This window comes from Ramlibacter albus (genome assembly GCF_014297445.1).
GTDB classification, from domain to species: domain Bacteria; phylum Pseudomonadota; class Gammaproteobacteria; order Burkholderiales; family Burkholderiaceae_C; genus Ramlibacter; species Ramlibacter albus.
On sequence record NZ_JACORU010000002.1, the window covers coordinates 154,549 to 174,005 of the forward strand.

Annotated in this window: 15 protein-coding genes; 10 read left to right on the forward strand and 5 right to left on the reverse strand. The window is 67.0% G+C overall.

Annotated features, from left to right (window positions below; all coding sequences use genetic code 11):
- Positions 1-7 precede the first annotated feature (7 nt).
- A complete protein-coding gene (locus H8R02_RS07575) occupies positions 8-694 on the forward strand; it encodes a Rieske (2Fe-2S) protein (protein ID WP_187080781.1) in 687 nt (228 codons plus the stop codon).
- A 67-nt stretch (positions 695-761) separates the two neighbouring features.
- Positions 762-2,234, forward strand: a complete 1,473-nt coding sequence (locus H8R02_RS07580) for an ATP-binding protein (protein WP_187080782.1) — start codon at positions 762-764, stop codon at positions 2,232-2,234.
- 1 nt (position 2,235) lies between these two features.
- On the opposite strand, the gene H8R02_RS07585 is transcribed toward H8R02_RS07580, so the two are convergent.
- Positions 2,236-3,399, reverse strand: a complete 1,164-nt coding sequence (locus H8R02_RS07585) for a pyridoxal phosphate-dependent aminotransferase (protein WP_222622393.1) — start codon at positions 3,397-3,399, stop codon at positions 2,236-2,238.
- Between the two features lie 13 nt (positions 3,400-3,412).
- A complete protein-coding gene (locus H8R02_RS07590; RefSeq protein WP_187080783.1) occupies positions 3,413-4,357 on the reverse strand; it encodes a CysB family HTH-type transcriptional regulator in 945 nt (314 codons plus the stop codon).
- Between the two features lie 126 nt (positions 4,358-4,483).
- Between H8R02_RS07590 and H8R02_RS07595 the strand changes: the two genes are divergently transcribed.
- From H8R02_RS07595 to H8R02_RS07605, 3 genes are read left to right on the forward strand one after another with little or no spacing between them, the layout of a single operon-like run.
- On the forward strand, positions 4,484-4,900 hold the full coding sequence (locus H8R02_RS07595; RefSeq protein ID WP_187080784.1) for a type III secretion system chaperone family protein: 417 nt from the start codon (positions 4,484-4,486) through the stop codon (positions 4,898-4,900).
- A complete protein-coding gene (locus H8R02_RS07600) occupies positions 4,897-5,298 on the forward strand; it encodes a type III secretion system chaperone family protein (protein ID WP_187080785.1) in 402 nt (133 codons plus the stop codon). Before H8R02_RS07595 ends, H8R02_RS07600 begins: the two co-directional genes overlap by 4 nt.
- Before the next feature lie 18 nt (positions 5,299-5,316).
- Entirely contained in the window at positions 5,317-6,585 is a 1,269-nt protein-coding gene (locus H8R02_RS07605; protein ID WP_187080786.1) for a hypothetical protein, read from the forward strand.
- 23 nt (positions 6,586-6,608) lie between these two features.
- On the opposite strand, the gene H8R02_RS07610 is transcribed toward H8R02_RS07605, so the two are convergent.
- The 3 genes from H8R02_RS07610 to lptF are packed head-to-tail and all read right to left on the reverse strand — an operon-like array spanning position 6,609 to position 9,153.
- Complete coding sequence (locus H8R02_RS07610; RefSeq protein ID WP_187080787.1) at positions 6,609-6,962, reverse strand: sirohydrochlorin chelatase; 354 nt, start codon at positions 6,960-6,962, stop codon at positions 6,609-6,611.
- Positions 6,959-8,059 (reverse strand): LPS export ABC transporter permease LptG, encoded by a 1,101-nt coding sequence (gene lptG / locus H8R02_RS07615; RefSeq protein ID WP_187080788.1) that lies wholly within the window; start codon positions 8,057-8,059, stop codon positions 6,959-6,961. The genes H8R02_RS07610 and lptG overlap by 4 nt, the downstream gene beginning before the upstream one ends.
- On the reverse strand, positions 8,056-9,153 hold the full coding sequence (lptF, locus tag H8R02_RS07620) for an LPS export ABC transporter permease LptF (RefSeq protein ID WP_187080789.1): 1,098 nt from the start codon (positions 9,151-9,153) through the stop codon (positions 8,056-8,058). The genes lptG and lptF overlap by 4 nt, the downstream gene beginning before the upstream one ends.
- Before the next feature lie 30 nt (positions 9,154-9,183).
- On the opposite strand from lptF, the gene H8R02_RS07625 reads away from it, so the two are divergent.
- From H8R02_RS07625 to H8R02_RS07645, 5 genes are all read left to right on the forward strand, one after another.
- Positions 9,184-10,677, forward strand: a complete 1,494-nt coding sequence (locus H8R02_RS07625; RefSeq protein ID WP_187080790.1) for a leucyl aminopeptidase — start codon at positions 9,184-9,186, stop codon at positions 10,675-10,677.
- Positions 10,677-11,114 (forward strand): DNA polymerase III subunit chi, encoded by a 438-nt coding sequence (locus tag H8R02_RS07630; protein ID WP_187080791.1) that lies wholly within the window; start codon positions 10,677-10,679, stop codon positions 11,112-11,114. Before H8R02_RS07625 ends, H8R02_RS07630 begins: the two co-directional genes overlap by 1 nt.
- Entirely contained in the window at positions 11,114-11,428 is a 315-nt protein-coding gene (locus H8R02_RS07635; RefSeq protein WP_187080792.1) for a hypothetical protein, read from the forward strand. The genes H8R02_RS07630 and H8R02_RS07635 overlap by 1 nt, the downstream gene beginning before the upstream one ends.
- Positions 11,429-11,552: 124 nt before the next feature.
- Positions 11,553-12,683 carry a branched-chain amino acid ABC transporter substrate-binding protein gene (locus H8R02_RS07640; protein ID WP_187080793.1) on the forward strand — a complete coding sequence of 377 codons (1,131 nt, stop codon included), beginning with the start codon at positions 11,553-11,555 and terminating at the stop codon, positions 12,681-12,683.
- A 159-nt stretch (positions 12,684-12,842) separates the two neighbouring features.
- Positions 12,843-19,451, forward strand: coding sequence for a hybrid sensor histidine kinase/response regulator (locus tag H8R02_RS07645; protein WP_187080794.1), 6,609 nt, complete (start codon positions 12,843-12,845; stop codon positions 19,449-19,451).
- Positions 19,452-19,457: the final 6 nt, after the last annotated feature.

Consider the following 19,457-nt stretch of genomic DNA (forward strand, 5'->3'; position numbering starts at 1 on the left):
TGGATGCGTGGATCGAAGAAGTTTCATCGGCTCCTGCGCGCTTGTTTCCGCGGCCAGCTTCGACGCGCTGGCCGGCAACGGCAAGGTCAAGTCGTACGCGCGCGCGGTGCTCGTCGACGAACGCGGCGACCCGATCAAGGCCGCCAGCCTGAAGCCGCACACCAACTACGTCTTCCACTACCCGTTCGAGGCCACGCCCGCTTTCCTGCTGGACCTGGGCAAGCCCGCGTTGCCGCAAGCCCTGAGCACCAAGGACCGCGTGGCCTATGCGTGGCCGGGCGGCGTCGGCAGGCAAAAGAGCGTCGTCGCGTATTCGGCGATCTGCGCGCACCAGCTCGTGTACCCGACGAAGGACGTGAGCTTCATCAGCTTCCGCAAGAAGCGCGCGCAGCGCGGCGTGCAGGACGAGTTGATCCACTGCTGCGCGGACCACAGCCAGTACGACCCGGCCAAGGGTGCCGAAGTGCTGTCCGGGCCCGCGCCGCAGCCGCTCGCGGCGGTGCTGCTGGAGCACGACGCGAAGACCGATTCGCTCACCGCCTATGCGACGATGGGCGGCGAACTGTTCGACGATTTCTTCAAGAAGTACGAGGCCAAACTGAGCCTCGAAGCGCCGAACGCGAAGAACGCGGTGGCCGGCAGGAGCACGGTGCGCGAGCTCGAGAAGTTCTGCCGCAATTCGATCCAGTGCTAGGCCGCTTGACAGGCGGGTGAGTCGCGGAAGAATGGACGCACCGCCGTCGGCGGGCGGGGCCCCTTGGATGACAACTCGCGTGGATGCGGCCACCTTCGAGCGCCTCGGTGGCGAGGAGCGGGTGCTCGCGCGGCTGTCAGGTGTGGACGGCGTCGTCCGCAGTGTTCCTGAGGGCGAGTCGCTGATGTGCGCGCTGGGCGTGGGGCCGTTGGCCGTCGCGGACGTGCTTTCGCTGGCGGCGGGGCTTGCGCGCGTCCTGGCTGCGGTGCACGCTCGCGGCGTGCTGCACGCAAACGTGCATCCGGGCAGCGTCCACCTCGCGGCAGGCGACGCGGCCAGGCCCCTTCTGGGCGACTTCAGCCTGGCGAGCACTTTTGGCGAAGGCCAGCCGCGTTTCACGCACCACCGCGAGATCCGCGGCGAGCTCGCCTACCTCGCGCCGGAGCTCACCGGCCGCAGCGGCCGCGGCGCGGACCTGCGCTCGGACCTCTATTCGCTCGGCGCGACGATCTACCACGCCGCCACGGGGCAGCCACCCTTCGCCGCGGCCGACCCGCTCGCGCTGATCCACGACCACATGGCGCGCGTGCCGCGGGCACCGAACGCGTTGCGCCCCGCGCTGCCACAGGCGCTGTCCGACCTCGTCATGCGATTGCTGGAAAAGGAACCCGAGCGCCGCTACGACCGCCTGGAGCAGCGCGTGCGCGAGCAGACGCGCGAAATCCTCGAAGCGGCACATCGCGCCGGCATGGCGCAGATCGCGACCAACGTGCTGCACAACGTGGGCAACGTCCTGAACAGCGTCAACACGTCGGCGCACATGCTGCGCGCGCAGGTGAGCGAGTCGCGCGCGGCGCGCGTGGCCGACCTCGCGGCCCTGCTGGAGGAGAACGCGGACGACCTGCCGGCCTTCTTCACCCATGCGGGCAAGGGCAGGGTGCTGCCGCGCTACCTGCGCGAGCTGGCCGACGCGCTCGCCGAGGAGCGCGAGCAGTTGCTGGGCGAGCTGCAGCGGCTGGACGCGAGCGTGGACCACATCAAGAACGTGGTCGCCATGCAGCAGTCGTATGCGGGCACCAGCGGCGTGCTGGAGCCGGCCACCCTGGCCGAAGTCGCAGACGACGCGCTGCGCATGCACGAGGACGCGCTCGCACGCCACCAGGTGGCTGTGACGCGCGACTACGGGCCCACCCAGGCCGTGCCGCTGGACCGCACCCGGGTGATGCAGATCCTGCTGAACCTGCTGGAAAACGCGCGCCATGCGATGGAGCACGTGCAGGGCGAGCGGGCGCTGCGGCTGGTTGTGCGGCAGGACGCGCAGGGCGCCACCGTGGAAGTCACGGACACGGGCTGCGGCATCGCACCGCAGGACCTGGCCCACATGTTCGCGCACGGTTTCACCACCAAGCCCGGCGGCCACGGCTTCGGCCTGCACAGCTGCGCGGTGGCGGCGCGCGAGATGGGCGGCACGCTGCGCGCGCGCAGCGACGGGCCGGGCGCGGGGGCCACCTTCACGCTGCAGTTGCCGCTGCAGGCGTGAACTACAGCTTCGCCAGCCGCTCCAGCGCCGTGCGCAGCGTCTCGTCCTTCTTCGCGTAGCAGAAGCGCACCACGCGCTGGTCGAAGCCGTTGCCGTAGAACACCGACAGCGGGATCGCCGCCACGCCGATCTCGGACGTGAGCCACTTGCAGAACTCTTCTTCGGACAAGTCGCTCACCTTCGAGATGTCCACGCACTGGAAATAACTGCCCTCGCTGGGCAGCAGCTCGAAGCGCGTGCGCGCGAGGCCTGCGCGGAACAGGTCGCGCTTGTGCTGGTAGAAGGCGGGCAGCCGCAGGTAAGGCTGCGGGTCGGCCATGTACGACGCGAGCCCGTGCTGCACCGGCGTGTTGACGGTGAACACGTTGAACTGGTGCACCTTGCGGAACTCCACGCTCAGCGGCGCGGGGGCGGCGACGTAGCCCACCTTCCAGCCGGTGACGTGGTAGGTCTTGCCGAAGCTCGACACGATGAACGAACGCGCGGCGAGCCCCGGGAAGCGCGCGGCGCTCTGGTGCTGCTGGCCGTCGTAGACCATGTGCTCGTACACCTCGTCGCTGATGACGAAGATGTCCGTGGGGGCGAGCAGCTCCTCCAGTTGCCGCATCTCGTCGGCCGTCCACACCGTGGCGCTGGGGTTGTGCGGCGAGTTGACCAGGATGGCGCGAGTGCGCGGCGTGATGGCCGCCGCGATCTTCGCGAAGTCGGGACGGAAGGTGTGCGGCACCAGCGGCACGCGCACCACCTTGCCGCCGGCGAGGTCGATATTGGGGACGTAGCTGTCGTAGCAGGGCTCCAGCACGATCACCTCGTCACCGGGGCGCACGATGGCGAGGATGGCCGTGATGATCGCCTGCGTCGCGCCGGCGGTGATCGTGATCTCCGACACCGGGTCGTACTTGCGCCCGTACATTGCCTCGATCTTGTTCGCCACCGCTTCGCGGAGCTGGGGGATGCCCGTCATCGGCGGGTACTGGTTCAGGCCCTTCTGCATGGCCTCGGTCACCGCGTTCACCAGCCTGGGGTCGCAGTCGAAATCGGGAAAGCCCTGCCCGAGGTTCACGGCGCCTTTCTCGGTGGCCAGGGCCGACATCACGGTGAAGATGGTCGTGCCGACGGCGGGCAGCTTGGTTTCGACGGGGGGCGTGCGGGCGATCGTGCTCATGGAAAGGTACTGCTCAGAGGTCGTAGTCGTGGCCGTGGCCGCTCATGGCCTTGGCGATCAGGTTGCGGTCGAGGCGGTCGGAGAGGAGCTCGGCGAAACGATAGACGAAGTTGCGCAGGTACGCCCCACGCTTGAACGCCACGCGCGCGTGGTTGGTGCCGAGCAGTGTGCCGAGCGGGCGCACCGCGAGGTCGGAATTGTTGTCGCCGTCGCGCACGGCCATCTCGGCAACGATGCCGATGCCAAGGCCCAGGCGCACGTAGGTCTTGATCACGTCGGAGTCGATCGCCTCCAGCGCGATGCGCGGCGTGAGCTTGCGCTGCGCGAACGCCGTGTCGATGCGCGTGCGGCCGGTGAACGAGGGGTGGTAGGTCACCAGCGGCTCCGCCGCGATGTCCTCCAGCGTGACGCGTTCCTTCTTCGCGAGCGGGTGCGCGAGCGGCAGCACCAGCACGTGCTGCCATTCGTAGGCGGGCAGGGTGACGAGGTCCGGGTAGTCCGATAGCGATTCGGTGGCCATGCCGATCTCGGCCACTTCGTCGATCAGCATGCGCGCCACCTGGTCGGGCGAGCCCTGGTGCAGGCTCACGCTCACCTTGGGGTACTGCTCGCGCAGCTTCGCCACCGGGATCGGCAGCACGTAACGCGCCTGCGTGTGCGTGGTGGCGATGGACAGCGTGCCGCTGTCCTGCGCGCTGAACTGCTCGCCGATGCGCTTCAAGTTGCCCACCTCGCGCATGATGAGCTCGATGCTCTTGAGCACGTGCTGGCCGGGCTCGGTCACGCGCTTCAGGCGCTTGCCGTGCCGCGCGAAGATCTCCACGCCCAGCTCTTCCTCCAGCTCGATGATGGCCTTGGACACGCCCGGCTGCGACGTGTGCAGCGCCTTGGCGGCTTCCGTGAGGTTCAGGTTGCGGCGCACCGCCTCCTGGACGAAACGGAACTGGTGGAGGTTCATATTCGATTTCTTCTAACGGGAGAAATCATTATGCAACAGCAGTGAAGCCGATCCACAGGTCTGGTCGAGGAACAGAGCCCTGGCCGGGCGGCACGCATGGGATATCCATCGACTGCGAGGTGCCCCATGACGGACGAAAGATTCAAGGCTCTCTTGCTGGAGCTCGCCCACCTGGGCGGCCTGGCTGACCCGTCGCAGCTTGTCGACACCGGCCGCGTGAAGGTGGGCGAGGTGGACGTCACGATCGAAAACGGAAGTTCCGCAGCCGGGGACGTCATGAGGTTCCATGTCCACGTGGGCGACTTGAGTGCACGAGGCGCGCCCGATGCCAAGGCTCTGCTGAAAGCCAACTACACCGCAAGCTACGCCGGCAGCCGCTTCTTCGGCACTGTGCCGCTCACAAGCGAAGCGGCGGCCACGCTCGACGCGCCGCAGGCGTCCGGGATGTCGGCGCAAGAGCTCTGGGCGCATCTTTCGCAAGCCGCCATCGAAGGCAAGCGCCTCTGGGACGAGGCCTGCAGCCAACACGGAGGCCACGCATGACGAGCGAACAATTCCACAGCCTGCTTGGCGAGTTGGCCCGGGTGTGCGGCCATGCGGACCCGGAGGCTTTCCTGGTGCACCGGCAGTTGTGCATCGAAGGCAGGCAGGTGGTCCTCGAACACAACCCACGCCACGGCGAGGACCTGCTGCAGGTGCGCATGACGGTCGGCGACCTGCCGGCGGGCGCGGCGCATCTGGCGGGCGCCATGCTCGACGCCAACTTCATGGGCCGCGGCAGTTGCGTGCTCAGCCTTCACCCGGACGCGGACGTCGTGGTCGCCACCACCTTGCTTCGCCTGTCGAGCACGCCGACCGCGCAGGACCTGTGGCAGGAACTGCAGCAGATGGCCCGGGCGTGCGAGGCGTTCTGGGATTCGATCGCAACCGCCAACGCTTGAGAAAGAAAGGGATATCCCATGCCCGGCCCTTCAGGTCTTCCTCCGCACCACCCCCGCGCAACTGCGCCTTTCCGCGGCGCGCAATCCGACGAAACGAAGGGGCCGTTTCTCCCGCGCACGCCGCTGGGAGTCACGCTGCACCCGCCGCAGGAACGTGCCGGGTCCACCCCGGCCCATCGCTTGCCACTGACGCCGGCCGGCCGGCCGTGTCACCCGGCGGCCGCCGTCGAGCTGCCGATCAACAGCTTGCCCGTACCGCTTCAAGAGATCGTCCTGAAGTACATCGGCCTGTCCAAGGACACGAAAGGTGGGCAGACGCCTGCCAGGGAGACGGTGTTCTTCCTGCTGGACCCGGCGCAGGGGTGGGACATCGCCACGTGGTTCCATGAGCAGTTGCCCGAGGGCGTGCGTCTGGCGAGTTGGCAAGAGCTCGAGAGGGCCGCGGAGGCGGTGGCACATGCAAAGGGCGCGGTTGTGGGTGCAGAGGAAGACGTTGCTGATGCCGGCCGTTTTTGCCGCGAGATGGGCGCACCCATGGGATGTTTCGGGGGACTTGCATTTGCGGGCCTCTCCATTTCCGGAGTCGCCTTGATGGCCACAGGGAGCCTCAAGGTTGGCGGCGGCCTCCTGGGGGGCGCGGGAGCCGTGGCCACTGCCCTTTCCTTGACCTGCACCTGTTGCTGCGCTCCCTGCCGGCTTTACTCGGCAGATGTCCGCCTGGAGAAAGCCGAAGACGAGCTGGACGGGTTGACCCGTCGCTACGCCGACGAGGTCGACAGCTTGTTCGCGAAGGAAGACGCCGTCGATGCCAAGACCCTGAAGGCCACGACGGCCATCTACGAAGAAATGCGTCCACGGCGCCCCGGCCCATCGAGCGGCGATCCTGCCAAGGTGCGCGTGCACCTTCCGCAGGACCCGCCGGCGCATTCGGCTTCGAGCGCCAGTTCCGGCACCGGATCGAGCCCGGGTTACGCGGCCAGCGGCCTGGGTGCCAGGTATCACACCGAAAGGGCGACCGACCTCGAGGGTCGCCAGACGGCGAGAGTCATCAGCCGGGATGGAACGATCTGGGAGAAGATCCCAGTCTCCGTGGCCAAGCAGCTCGACAGGCTGCTGACCCCTGGCCGAATCACCGCGCAGCAGCTTCTGGGCGAGTCGTCGTTGCACCCGAACCAACGCTTCACCGAGTTGGAAGTGTTTCGGCTTTACCTGGCCAACGCCGGTGTGCCGTTGAAGCTTGTGTCCGAGGGTGACCTGTACTGGCTGGAGGAGACTCGGCCCGCGTGAGGGCGGGCGAGTCGCCGGGGCGCTCAGGCGCCCGCGATGCTCGCAAGGAGTTCCAGCACGCGGGGGTCTTCGCCGACGGCAGGGCGCACATGCACCTGCAGGCCGGGCCGCAGGCGCTGAAGGTCTTGCACGAGGCGCGGCAGGTCTTCGCGCGCATGCCGCCCCATGCCGAGGAACATCGGCACGATCGTCAGTTGCGTTGCCCCTCCCTCCGCGAGCTCTGCGGCGGCCGTCGCGAGGTCCGGAGGCTGCAACTCCAGGAAAGCGCAGCGCACGGGCAGGCCCTGCGCAGCGACGCGCTCGGCCACCGCATCCATCGGCGCGCGCCACAGCGGGTCGCGCGACCCATGCCCGAACAGGATCACCGCTCGCGTCATCGCCTGAGCACCAGCCACCCGAACGCGCCCAGCGAGAACCCGGTGTAGATCAACCCCGGCGCCGCCGCCGTGATCCACGGCACCCAGCTGCGCAAATTGCCGATGTAGCCGAACACGTTGTTCAGCATGAAGAAGCTGATGCCCACGAGCACGCCGCCGAACACGTAGGTCGTGATGCCGCCGCTGCGAAAGTGCAGGTACGCGAAGGGCAGGGCCAGCACCACCATCACCAGGCACGACAGCGGGTAGAACACCTTGCGCCAGAACTCGATCTCGTAGCGCTGCGACGTCTGGCTGTTGGCCTCGAGGTGGCGGATGTACTCGAAGAGCGCCAGCGTGCTCATGCGGTCCGGCTTGAGCAGCGCCACCGACACCATCTCCTGCGAGATCTCGGTGGGCCAGTGCAGGCGCGGGTTGAGCGTGCGCTCCACCTTGGCCTGCGTCGAATTGGCCTCGGGGAATTCGGTGCGCTCGGCGCCCTCCAGCAGCCAGCCGCCCTCGACGAAGCGGCCCTTCTGCGCCTGCGTGACGGAGACGAGGAAGCCGCGCGAATCGGTCTCGAAGATGCGGATGGCGCGCATGTTGCCGTCCGGGTCCATGACGCCCACGTTGACGCTGTACGAGTTGTAGCGCTGCCGCTCCTTCAGCCACGCGCCGGTCTGCCCGACCGAGATGCCGCCTTCGAAGCGCGCCTTCAGCAGGCGCCCCGCGCGGTCGGCAACGGGCGCGAGGTAGTCGCCGCAGGCAAAAGTGAGCAGCGTGAACAGCAGGCCCAGCACCATCAGCGTCCGCAGCGCGCGCCACGGCCCGAGGCCGCTCGTGCGCAGGATGGTGTACTCCGAGCTTTGCGCGAGCCGCGCCATCACGAAGATGGTGCCGATCAGCACCGCGATGGGCAGCAGCTCGTACAGGTGGCTGGGGATCATCAGGCTCACGTACACCAGCGCCTGCGTGAGGTGGTAGGGTGTCGTGCCCTTGCCGACGTCGGGCAGCTCCTCGACGAAGTCGAAGAAGAAGAACAGCGACAGGAAGCCCAGCGCCACGAACAGCACCGAGAGCACCACCTCGCGGAAGATCAGCCGGCGGATCGTCCTCATGCCGCTGCACGGCGCCGCCGCAGCATCGCGCGCAGGCTCCAGTTGTTGTGCTGCTTGCCCAGCCAGAACGCCGCGGCGAGGAACACCGCGCCGTGCAGCGCCAGCATGAAGCCGGTGATGCCGGCGCGCCCATTGGCGATCCACGACTGCCCGAGGTTCAGCAGGTTGTAGTACACGACGAAGGCGAAGAGGGCGAACACCAGGTTGCCGCTGCGGCCCACGCGCGGGTTCACGTTGGACACGGTGATGGCCAGCACCACGAAGTTGACGGCGGCCAGCGCGAGGCCCAGGCGCCAGGCCAGCTCGCCGAGGTTCGGCCGCGTGGGTTGCATGACCAGCGCCAGCGTGGACAGGCTCTTGGCCGGCCGGTCGTCGCTGGGCATCAGCGCCGCCGAATTGACGCGGCTGCCGTGCTCCTCGAACTCGCTGATGCGAAGCGTGCGGTCCGCCAAACTCGTCTCCAGCCGCTGGCCGTTGGAGAGCATCAGGAACTGGTCGTCGCCCACCATGTCCACGCGGCCGCTGCGCGCGGAGGTGACCGTCTCCTTGCCGTGTTCGACGGTGCTGATGAAGATGTTGCGGCCCGACTTGTTGTCCGGGGTGTCCTTCTCGAGGAAGAAGACGCGGCGGCCGCTGGCCGACTCCTGGAACTGACCGGGCGCCACGCGTTCGAGGTCGCCACGGCGGCCATAGCGGTCCTTCAGGTCGCGCGTCTGCTGGTTGGCCCAGGGCCAGATGATGAGGGCCAGGATGGCGATGACCACCAGCACCGGCCACGCGAACTGGAACAGCGGCTTGATGAAGGCCGAGAGCCCGCGGCCCGCGGAGAACCAGATCACCATCTCGCTGTCTCGGTACATGCGCGAGAGCGTGCCGACGATGGCGGTGAAGAGGCTGAGCGTGAGCACGAGCGGCAGGTAGCCGAGCATCGTGTAGCCCATCACCATCATGATCTCCTGCGGGTTCACGCTGCCGCGGCTGGCCTGCGACAGCGTGCGCACGAGCGTCATCGTCATCACGATCGTCACCAGCACGACCAGCGTCGCCCCGAAGCTGCGGGCCAGCTCCTTGCGGACGGACGAATGGAATAACATCGGGCGCTTCTATAAAGACAAGCCCGGATTATGGACTTCGAACTCAAGACCCTGAGCCCCGCGCAAGCGGCGGCGCAGAAGTGCGACGTGTTGCTGGTGCTCGTGCCCGAAGGCGCGAAGCAGGGCAAGGACCCCGTGGGCAAGCTCGTCGGCGCGGCCGTGTCCGCGCGCGACCTCGAGCCCAAGCCCGGCAAGATGCTGCACGCGTACCGCGCCGAGGGCATCGCCGCGACCAAGGTGATCCTCGCGAGCGTGGGCGATGGTTCCGGCAAGAAGGTGCAGTCGGCGGTGCAGTCCGCCGTGGGCTCGCTCAAGGGCACGAGCGCGAAGAAGCTGGTGATCCTGCTGCCCGAGGGCGCGGAAGAAGACGCGGTGCGCGCCGCGGTGTGCGGCACGGCCGACAGCAGCTACGTGTATGTCGCGACCAAGTCCAAGCCCGAAGCCCGCGAGCTCAGGAGCGTGACGATCGGCGTCGCGAACGCGGGCCCGCTGCAAGCGGCTTTCGAGCGCGCGCGTGGTGCCGCTGCCGGCATCGAGTTCGCACGCGAGCTCGCGAACCTGCCGCCCAATTACGCCACGCCCACGCGCCTCGGCGAAGAGGCGAAGAAGCTCGCCAAGAGCAACGGCATCACCGCCGAAGTACTGGGCCCCAAGGAAGTGGCCAAGCTGGGCATGGGCTCCTTCATGGGCGTGGCCAAGGGCTCGGCCGAGCCGCTGCGCTTCATCGTCCTGAAGTACAACGGCGGCCCGAAGGACCAGGCACCCGTGGTGCTGGTCGGCAAGGGCATCACCTTCGACACGGGCGGCATCTCGATCAAGCCCGCGCCGGAGATGGACGAGATGAAGTTCGACATGGGCGGCGCGGCCAGCGTGCTGGGCACGTTCCGGGCGCTGGCGGAGATCAGGCCCAAGGTCAACGTGGTCGGCCTCATCCCCAGCTGCGAGAACATGCCCGACGGCGCGGCGTACAAGCCGGGCGACATCCTCACCAGCATGAGCGGCCAGACCATCGAGGTGCTGAACACCGACGCGGAAGGCCGCCTCATCCTGTGCGACGCGCTCACGTATGCCGAGCGCTTCAAGCCCAAGGCCGTGATCGACATCGCGACGCTCACCGGCGCGTGCGTGATCGCGCTGGGCAACGTCCGCAGCGGCATGTTCGCCACGGACGACAACCTGGCCGTGGCGCTGACCGTCGCGGGCGAGCAGGCGCTGGACCCGTGCTGGCGCATGCCGCTGGACGACGAGTACGGCGAGGGCCTGAAGACCAACTTCGCGGACGTCGCCAACGTGGGCGGCCGCGCGGGCGGGGCCATCACCGCGGCCAAGTTCCTGCAACGCTTCGCGGCCAACTACCCGTGGGCCCACCTGGACATCGCGGGCACCGCGTGGAAGGGCGGCCCCGCCAAGGGCGCCACGGGCCGCCCCGTGGGCCTGCTTCTCGAATACATCATGGCGCAGGAAGAAGAGGGCGGCTCGGTCTCCAGGCCCGCGAAGAAGGCCAAGGCCGCTGCGAAAGGCTGATGACCGAGGTCACGTTCCACTACAACGTGGCGGACAAGGTGGGCCACGTCTGCAAGCTCGTGCAGCTGATGGCGGGCAAGGGCAACCGCGTCGTCGTCACCGGCGATTCCGAGGCGCTGCGCCGCCTGGATGTCGCGTTGTGGACTTTCGAGGCCCTGGAGTTCATCCCGCACTGCTACACGCGCGACGCGGCGGACGAGGTTGTCGCGAAATCGCCTGTCGTGCTGGCCGACTCCGCGCGGGGCACGCCGCACCACCAGGTGCTGCTCAACGTCGGCCCCGGCGTGCCGGAAGGCTTCGAGCGCTTCGAGCGGCTGGTCGAGGTGGTGACCCAGGACGAGCAGGACCGCCTGGACGGCCGCGCGCGCACCCGGCACTACAAGGACCGCGGCTATTCGGTGCGGCACTACAACGTCGTCACCAAGGAGATGCGCTAGTGGCGACCGGCCGCAACCCGCCCCGTTTCGTGCCCACCCTGACCGAGGTGGTGCATGCACCGCCCGCGGCCACGCCCGCGCCCCTGGGCGTGCAGGGCATGACCGAGGAGCAATGGGTCCACCGCATCATGCAGCGCGTGGACCAGACGCTGGACCGCCGGCTGCGCGAGGCGGTGGCCGCCGTCATCGTGGACCAGACGCGCAACCTCGCGCCGCTGCTGCGGGCCGAGGTGGAGTCCGTCGTGCGCGAGGCGGTGGCCGACGCGCTGGCCGGCGAGATGAATGCGGCTTCCTTGCGCTCGCCCAAACCCTGATCGGGTTGACCGGGTTGAAACCTAGATTCTTACCCTGATGGATGCGGCCCGCTTTTTGCGATATCGTTCGCGCCCGTTGAGCCACTCGATAACTCAACCTATTTCCAATCCTCTGGAGGTTCACATGCAAATGAAATTGACGGTCGCAGCGGCGATCGCCGCCATCAGCGGCGTCGCCATGGCGCAGGACATGGTGGTCAAGATCGGCCACGTCGCTCCTGTCTCGGGTGCCCAGGCCCACTACGGCAAGGACAACGAGAATGGCGCCCGCATGGCGATCGAAGACCTCAACGCCAAGGGTGTCACCATCGGCGGCAAGAAGGTCAAGCTGGAGCTCGTCGCCGAAGACGACGCCGCGGATCCGAAGCAGGGCGCGGCGGCCGCGCAGAAGCTGTGCGACGCCAAGGTCGCCGGCGTCGTCGGCCACCTGAACTCGGGCACCACGATCCCCGCCTCCAAGATCTACAACGACTGCGGCATCCCGCACATCACGCCGTCGGCCACCAACCCCAACCTGACCAAGCCGGGCTACAAGACCACCTTCCGCCTGCTGGCCAACGACAACGCGCTGGGCGCCGGCCTGGCCCTGTACGCCGCCGACAAGCTCAAGCTGAAGAAGGTCGCCATCATCGACGACCGCTCGGCCTACGGCCAGGGCGTCGCCGAGGTGTTCAAGAAGACCGCGCAGTCCAAGGGCCTGCAGGTCGTCGACGAGCAGTTCACCAACGACAAGGCCACCGACTTCATGTCGATCCTGACGGCCATCAAGGCCAAGGCCCCCGACGCCATCTTCTACGGCGGCATGGACCCGCAAGCCGGCCCGATGCTGCGCCAGATGGAGCAGCTGGGCCTCGCGAACGTGAAGTACTTCGGCGGCGACGGCATCTGCACGGCGGAACTGGCCAAGCTCTCCGGCGGCGCCAAGACGCTGGGCAACGTGGTCTGCGCCGAAGGCGGCGCCTCGCTGGACAAGATGCCCGGCGGCAAGGCCTGGAAGGAGCGCTACGACAAGAAGTACCCCAACCAGTTCCAGGTCTACAGCCCGTACGTCTATGACGCCGTGCATGTGCTGGTGGACGCCATGGTGCGCGCCAAGTCGACCGACCCCAAGGTCTACACCGCTGAAATCGGCAAGTCCAACTACAAGGGCGTGACGACCACGGTGCAGTTCGAGCCCAATGGCGAGCTGAAGAACCCCGCCATCTCCCTGTACCAGTACAAGGACGGCAAGAAGGTCGTGCTGGACACGAAGTAACCCGTTCCACGCGAATGCAGGAAGCCGCCCCCGGGCGGCTTTTTGTTTTGCTTGCTGTCGCGTAGGAGCCGGAGGCCTGCACTTGTCGGCCACGTCCTACAGCCACCGCCACCCGTGGTTCAGCAGACTGTAGGGTCTGGTTACGCACGGGGATATCAAATGGAAGTAGTAGCGAAACTGCCGACGGCGGAGCACCGCGACGCGGACCTCAAACTGGTGCTCAAGGCCCTGTCGGCCTTCCGGCGCGGTGAGGCCGGCGTGACGCTGCCGTCCGAATGGGACGGGGTGATGGGCAAGATCGCGGCGGAGTTCAACGACCTGTCCGCGCAGACGGCGCGTACGAGCCACAGGCTCAAGCAGATCGAAGGCGCGGCCCATGGCGGCGCGCGTGTGAACCGCCGGGTGGCCGACGACAAGCTCACCGGTTTCTGGCAGGACAACGTGGCGTCCATCAACGCCCTGCTGGACGAAGTGGAGCTCGGCTCCGAGCGCACGCGCACCATGCTGGGCGCGCTGACGGACCTGCGCAAGGGCAACCCCAAGGCGGAGATGCCGCACGACTGGCCCGGCTCCTACGGCAAGGTGGCCGATGCCTTCAATGATGTCGTCGCCGAGAACGTGCGCATGTCGCACGAGCTCGCGCGCCTGTCGCGCGTGGTGGGCAAGGAGGGCAAACTCAAGGAGCGTGCCGTGCTGGCGAACGCGACGGGCTTCTGGCGCGATTCGGCCGACTCGATCAACTCGCTGATCGGCGACCTGGTGCACCCGACGTCCGAAGTGGCGCGGGTGATCGGTGCCGTGGCGCAGGGCGACCTGTCCAAGTCGATGGCGCTGGAGGCCGAGGGCCGCGCGCTGGAAGGCGAGTTCCTGCGCACCGCCATGACCATCAACAAGATGGTGCAGCAGCTGGGCACGTTCGCGGCCGAAGTGACGCGCGTGGCGCGTGAGGTGGGTACCGAAGGCAAGCTGGGCGGCCAGGCCGACGTGCAGGGCGTGGCCGGCACGTGGAAGGACCTGACCGATTCCGTGAACTCGATGGCCGGCAACCTCACGGCCCAGGTGCGGAACATCGCGGACGTGACGAAGGCCGTGGCCGCGGGTGACCTGTCCAAGAAGATCACCGTGGACGTGAAGGGTGAGATCCTGGAGCTGAAGAACACCATCAACACGATGGTGGACCAGCTGCGTTCGTTCGCTTCGGAAGTGACGCGTGTGGCGCGCGAAGTGGGTACCGAAGGCAAGCTGGGCGGCCAGGCCGACGTGCAAGGCGTGGCCGGCACGTGGAAGGATTTGACCGAGTCCGTGAACTTCATGGCCGGCAACCTCACCTCGCAGGTGCGGAACATCGCGGACGTGACGAAGGCCGTGGCCGCCGGTGACCTCTCCAAGAAGATCACCGTGGACGTGAAGGGCGAAATCCTGGAGCTGAAGAACACCATCAACACCATGGTGGACCAGCTGCGTTCGTTCGCTTCGGAAGTGACGCGCGTGGCGCGGGAAGTGGGTACCGAAGGCAAGCTGGGCGGCCAGGCCGACGTGCAGGGCGTGGCCGGCACGTGGAAGGACCTGACCGACTCGGTGAACTCGATGGCCGGCAACCTCACGGCCCAGGTGCGGAACATCGCGGACGTGACGAAGGCCGTGGCGGCCGGTGACCTCTCGAAGAAGATCACGGTGGACGTGAAGGGCGAGATTCTCGAGCTGAAGAACACCATCAATACGATGGTGGACCAGCTGCGCTCGTTCGCTTCGGAAGTGACGCGCGTGGCGCGCGAAGTGGGCACCGAAGGCAAGCTGGGCGGCCAGGCCGACGTGCAAGGCGTGGCCGGCACGTGGAAGGACTTGACCGACTCCGTGAACTCGATGGCTTCGAACCTCACCTCCCAGGTGCGAAACATCGCCGAGGTGACGACGGCCGTGGCCGCGGGTGACCTCTCCAAGAAGATCACCGTGGACGTGAAGGGTGAAATTCTCGAACTGAAGAACACCATCAACACGATGGTGGACCAGCTCTCGTCCTTCGCTTCGGAAGTGACGCGCGTGGCGCGTGAAGTGGGCACGGAAGGCAAGCTGGGGGGCCAGGCGGATGTGCAGGGCGTGGCCGGCACGTGGAAGGACTTGACCGACTCCGTGAACTTCATGGCCGGTAACCTGACGTCGCAGGTGCGAAACATCGCGGACGTGACGAAGGCCGTGGCCGCCGGTGACCTGTCCAAGAAGATCACCGTGGACGTGAAGGGCGAGATCTCCGAGCTGAAGAACACCATCAACATCATGGTGGACCAGCTCTCCTCCTTCGCTTCGGAAGTGACGCGCGTGGCGCGGGAAGTGGGTACCGAGGGCAAGCTGGGCGGCCAGGCCGACGTGCAGGGCGTGGCCGGCACGTGGAAGGACCTGACCGACTCCGTGAACTCGATGGCCGGCAACCTCACGGCCCAGGTGCGGAACATCGCCGAGGTGACGACGGCCGTGGCGGCCGGTGACCTCTCCAAGAAGATCACCGTGGACGTGAAGGGCGAAATCCTGGAGCTGAAGAACACCATCAACACGATGGTGGACCAGCTGCGTTCGTTCGCCTCCGAAGTGACGCGCGTGGCGCGCGAAGTGGGTACGGAAGGCAAGCTGGGCGGCCAGGCCGACGTGCAAGGCGTGGCCGGCACGTGGAAGGACCTCACGGACAACGTGAACTTCATGGCCGGTAACCTCACTTCTCAGGTGCGGAACATCGCGGACGTGACGAAGGCCGTGGCGGCCGGTGACCTTTCCAAGAAGATCACCGTGGACGTGAAGGGCGAAATCCTGGAGCTGAAGAACACCATCAATACGATGGTGGACCAGCTGCGGTCCTTTGCCTCGGAAGTGACGCGCGTGGCGCGCGAAGTGGGTACCGAAGGCAAGCTGGGCGGCCAGGCCGACGTGCAGGGCGTGGCCGGCACGTGGAAGGACTTGACCGACTCGGTGAACTCGATGGCATCGAACCTGACCTCCCAGGTGCGAAACATCGCGGAAGTGACAACGGCCGTGGCCGCCGGTGACCTTTCCAAGAAGATCACCGTGGACGTGAAAGGTGAGATCCTGGAGCTGAAGAACACCATCAACACGATGGTGGACCAGCTTCGAAGCTTCGCTTCAGAAGTGACGCGCGTGGCACGCGAGGTGGGTACCGAAGGCAAGCTGGGCGGCCAGGCCTATGTGCAAGGTGTCGCCGGCACGTGGAAGGACCTCACGGACAACGTGAACTTCATGGCCGGTAACCTGACGTCGCAGGTGCGGAACATCGCAGACGTGACGAAGGCCGTGGCGGCGGGTGACCTCTCCAAGAAGATCACCGTGGACGTGAAGGGCGAAATCCTGGAGCTGAAGAACACCATCAACACCATGGTGGACCAGCTCTCGTCGTTCGCTTCGGAAGTGACCCGTGTGGCGCGCGAAGTGGGTACCGAAGGCAAGCTGGGCGGCCAGGCCTATGTGCAAGGTGTTGCCGGCACGTGGAAGGACCTCACCGACAACGTGAACTTCATGGCCGGCAACCTGACCTCGCAGGTGCGCGGTATCGCGAAGGTGGTGACGGCCGTGGCCAACGGTGACCTCGCGCAGAAACTGACCGTGGAGGCCAAGGGCGAGATCGCGGCCCTTGCCGACACGATCAACTCGATGACGGACACGCTCGCAACCTTCGCGGACCAGGTGACCACCGTGGCCCGCGAGGTGGGCGTGGAAGGCAAGCTGGGCGGCCAGGCCAAGGTGCCGGGCGCGTCGGGCACGTGGAAGGGCCTCACGGAGAACGTGAACCAGCTCGCGGCCAACCTCACCACGCAGGTTCGCGCCATTGCCGAAGTGGCAACGGCCGTGACGCAGGGCGACCTGACGCGCTCCATCACGGTGGAAGCGCAGGGCGAAGTGGCCGCGCTGAAGGACACGATCAACGAGATGATCCGCAACCTGCGCGACACGACGCAGGTGAACACCGAGCAGGACTGGCTGAAGACCAACCTCGCGAAGTTCTCGCGGATGCTGCAGGGCCAGCGCGACCTCGTCGCGGTGGGCCAGCTGATCCTGTCCGAGCTCGCGCCCGTGGTGGGCGCGCAGCAGGCGGAGTTCTACGTGCTGCGCTACACGCAGGAGCAGCCGCGCCTGCGCCTGATGGCCAGCTACGCAAGCGACGGCCACGGCTCCTACGGCAAGGAAGTGGACCTGGGGCAGGGCCTCGTCGGCCAGGCGGCGTTCGACAAGAAGAAGCTGATGCTGACGTCGAACATCCCGGACACGCTGAAGATCGCCTCGGGCCTGACCGAAGTGGCGCCGCTGAACGTGCTGGTGCTGCCCATCATCTTCGAGGGCCAGGTGCGCGGCGTGATCGAGCTGGCCTCGGTCGAGCGCTTCAACCCGACCCACCAGGCCTTCCTCGACCAGCTGACCGAATCGATCGGCATCGTGATCAACACGATCGAGGCGAACATGCGCACGGAAGACCTGCTGTCGCAGTCGCAAAGCCTCGCGCAGGAGCTGCAGAGCCGCCAGCAGGAGCTGCAGCAGACCAACGAGGAGCTGCAGGAAAAGGCCCGGCTGCTCGCCCACCAGAACCAGGAGGTGGAGCGCAAGAACGCGGAAGTGGAACAGGCGCGGCAGGAGCTGGAGAACAAGGCCAAGCAGCTCGCGCTGACGTCCAAGTACAAGTCCGAGTTCCTGGCCAACATGTCGCACGAGCTGCGCACGCCGCTGAACTCGCTGCTGATCCTGTCGGACCAGCTGTCGAAGAACCCCGAGGGCAACCTCTCGCCCAAGCAGGTGGAGTTCGCCAAGACCATCCACTCGTCCGGCAACGACCTGCTGATGCTGATCAACGACATCCTCGACCTGTCGAAGATCGAGTCGGGCACGGTGGTGGTGGACGTGAGCGACCTGCGCCTGTCGGACCTGCAGCTGTTCGTGGAGCGCACGTTCCGCCACGTCGCGGAAGCGAAGTCGGTCGACTTCCTCATCCGCACCGGCCTGAACCTGCCGACGTCGATGGTGACGGACGTCAAGCGCCTGCAGCAGATCCTGAAGAACCTGCTGTCCAACGCCTTCAAGTTCACGCACCAGGGCCACGTGACGCTGACGATCGAGGAGGTCTTCGGCGGCTGGACGCCCGACAACGACGAGCTCAACCGCGCGCAGCAGGTCATCGCCTTCAGCGTGAGCGACACCGGCATCGGCATCTCCTCGGACAAGCAGCAGATCATCTTCGAGGCGTTCCAGCAGGCCGACGGCTCCACCAGCCGCAAGTACGGCGGCACGGGCCTGGGCCTGGCGATCTCGCGCGAACTCTCGAAGCTGCTCGGTGGCGAGATCAAGCTCACCTCGGCGCCGGGGCAGGGCTCGACCTTCACGCTGTACCTGCCGCTGGCCTACATGGCCACGCGCAGCTCGCGCCGGGGCACGTCGCAGGCCGAACATCGCGGCGACGCGACGCTGCCGCCCGTGGCACGCCGCCAGCAGCCGCCGCAGGCCCAGCTTCCCGCACCCGAGGTGCAGGAAGAAGAGCAGGTGGAAGGCGACGAAAGCTCCGCCGCGCTCAACCCCGCCAACGACGACCGCGACAGCATCCAGCAGGGTGACCTGGTGCTGCTGATCGTGGAGAACGACCTCGCGTTCGCGAAGTTCCTGCTCGACGCCGCGCGCGCCAAGGGCTTCAAGGGCGTGGTCACCGAGATGGGTGCCGGCGCCCTCACGCTGGCCGGCCAGCACAAGCCCTCGGCCGTGACGCTCGACATGTACCTGCCCGACATGGCCGGCTGGCGCGTGCTCGACCGCCTGAAGCACGACCCCGCGCTGCGCCACGTGCCGGTGACGGTGATCTCCACCGACGATTCGAAGGAGCGCGCGTTCAAGTCCGGGGCCATCTCGTTCCTCGAGAAGCCGATCCGCAGCAAGGAAGTGCTCGACGGCATGCTCGACAAGCTGCACGAGTACGTGTCGCGGCCCACGCGCAGCCTGCTCGTCGCGCTGGACGACAAGGCCGCGCGCGACGAGCTGATGGCGCAGGTGGAAGGCGAGCAGGTCGACGCGACCGTGGTCGAGGACGGCAAGCAGCTGGCCAAGGTGCTGCAGAAGCAGCGCTTCGACTGCGTCGTGCTGGAGGACGGTTTCGCCGGCATGGACGCGCCGCAGCTGCGCAAGGCGCTCGCTTCGCAAGCCGGCGGCCTGGGCCCCGTGCCGCTCATCCTGTATCGCGGCCAGCAGAGCACGGGCCACAGCTCGTGGCATTCGGACGAGTACACGACGGTGCAGGAAGTGCACACGGCGCCGCGCCTCTTCGACCTCGCGCTGATGGGCTTGCACCACAGCCTGTCGCGCCTCCCGGAAGCGAAGCGCTCGGTGATCGACGGCGTCTACGAGTCGAGCAAGCCGCTGGCCGGCAAGCGCGTGCTCATCGTGGACGACGACATGCGCAACATCTTCGCGCTGGCCACCGTGCTGGAAGAGCACGGCATGGACATCGTCTGGGCGGACAATGGGCGCGAGGCGATCAACCGCGTCGCCAACGACCCCAACATCCAGGTGGTGCTGATGGACATCATGATGCCGGAGATGGACGGCATGGCCACGATGAAGGAGATCCGCAAGCTGCCGCAGGGCAAGAACCTGCCGATGATCGCCGTGACGGCCAAGGCCATGAAGGGCGACCGCGAGAAATGCATCGAGGCGGGCGCGTGGGACTACCTGTCCAAGCCCGTGAACACGCCGGACCTGCTGACCGTGCTGCGGGCCTGGCTGCACCAATGAAGCGCT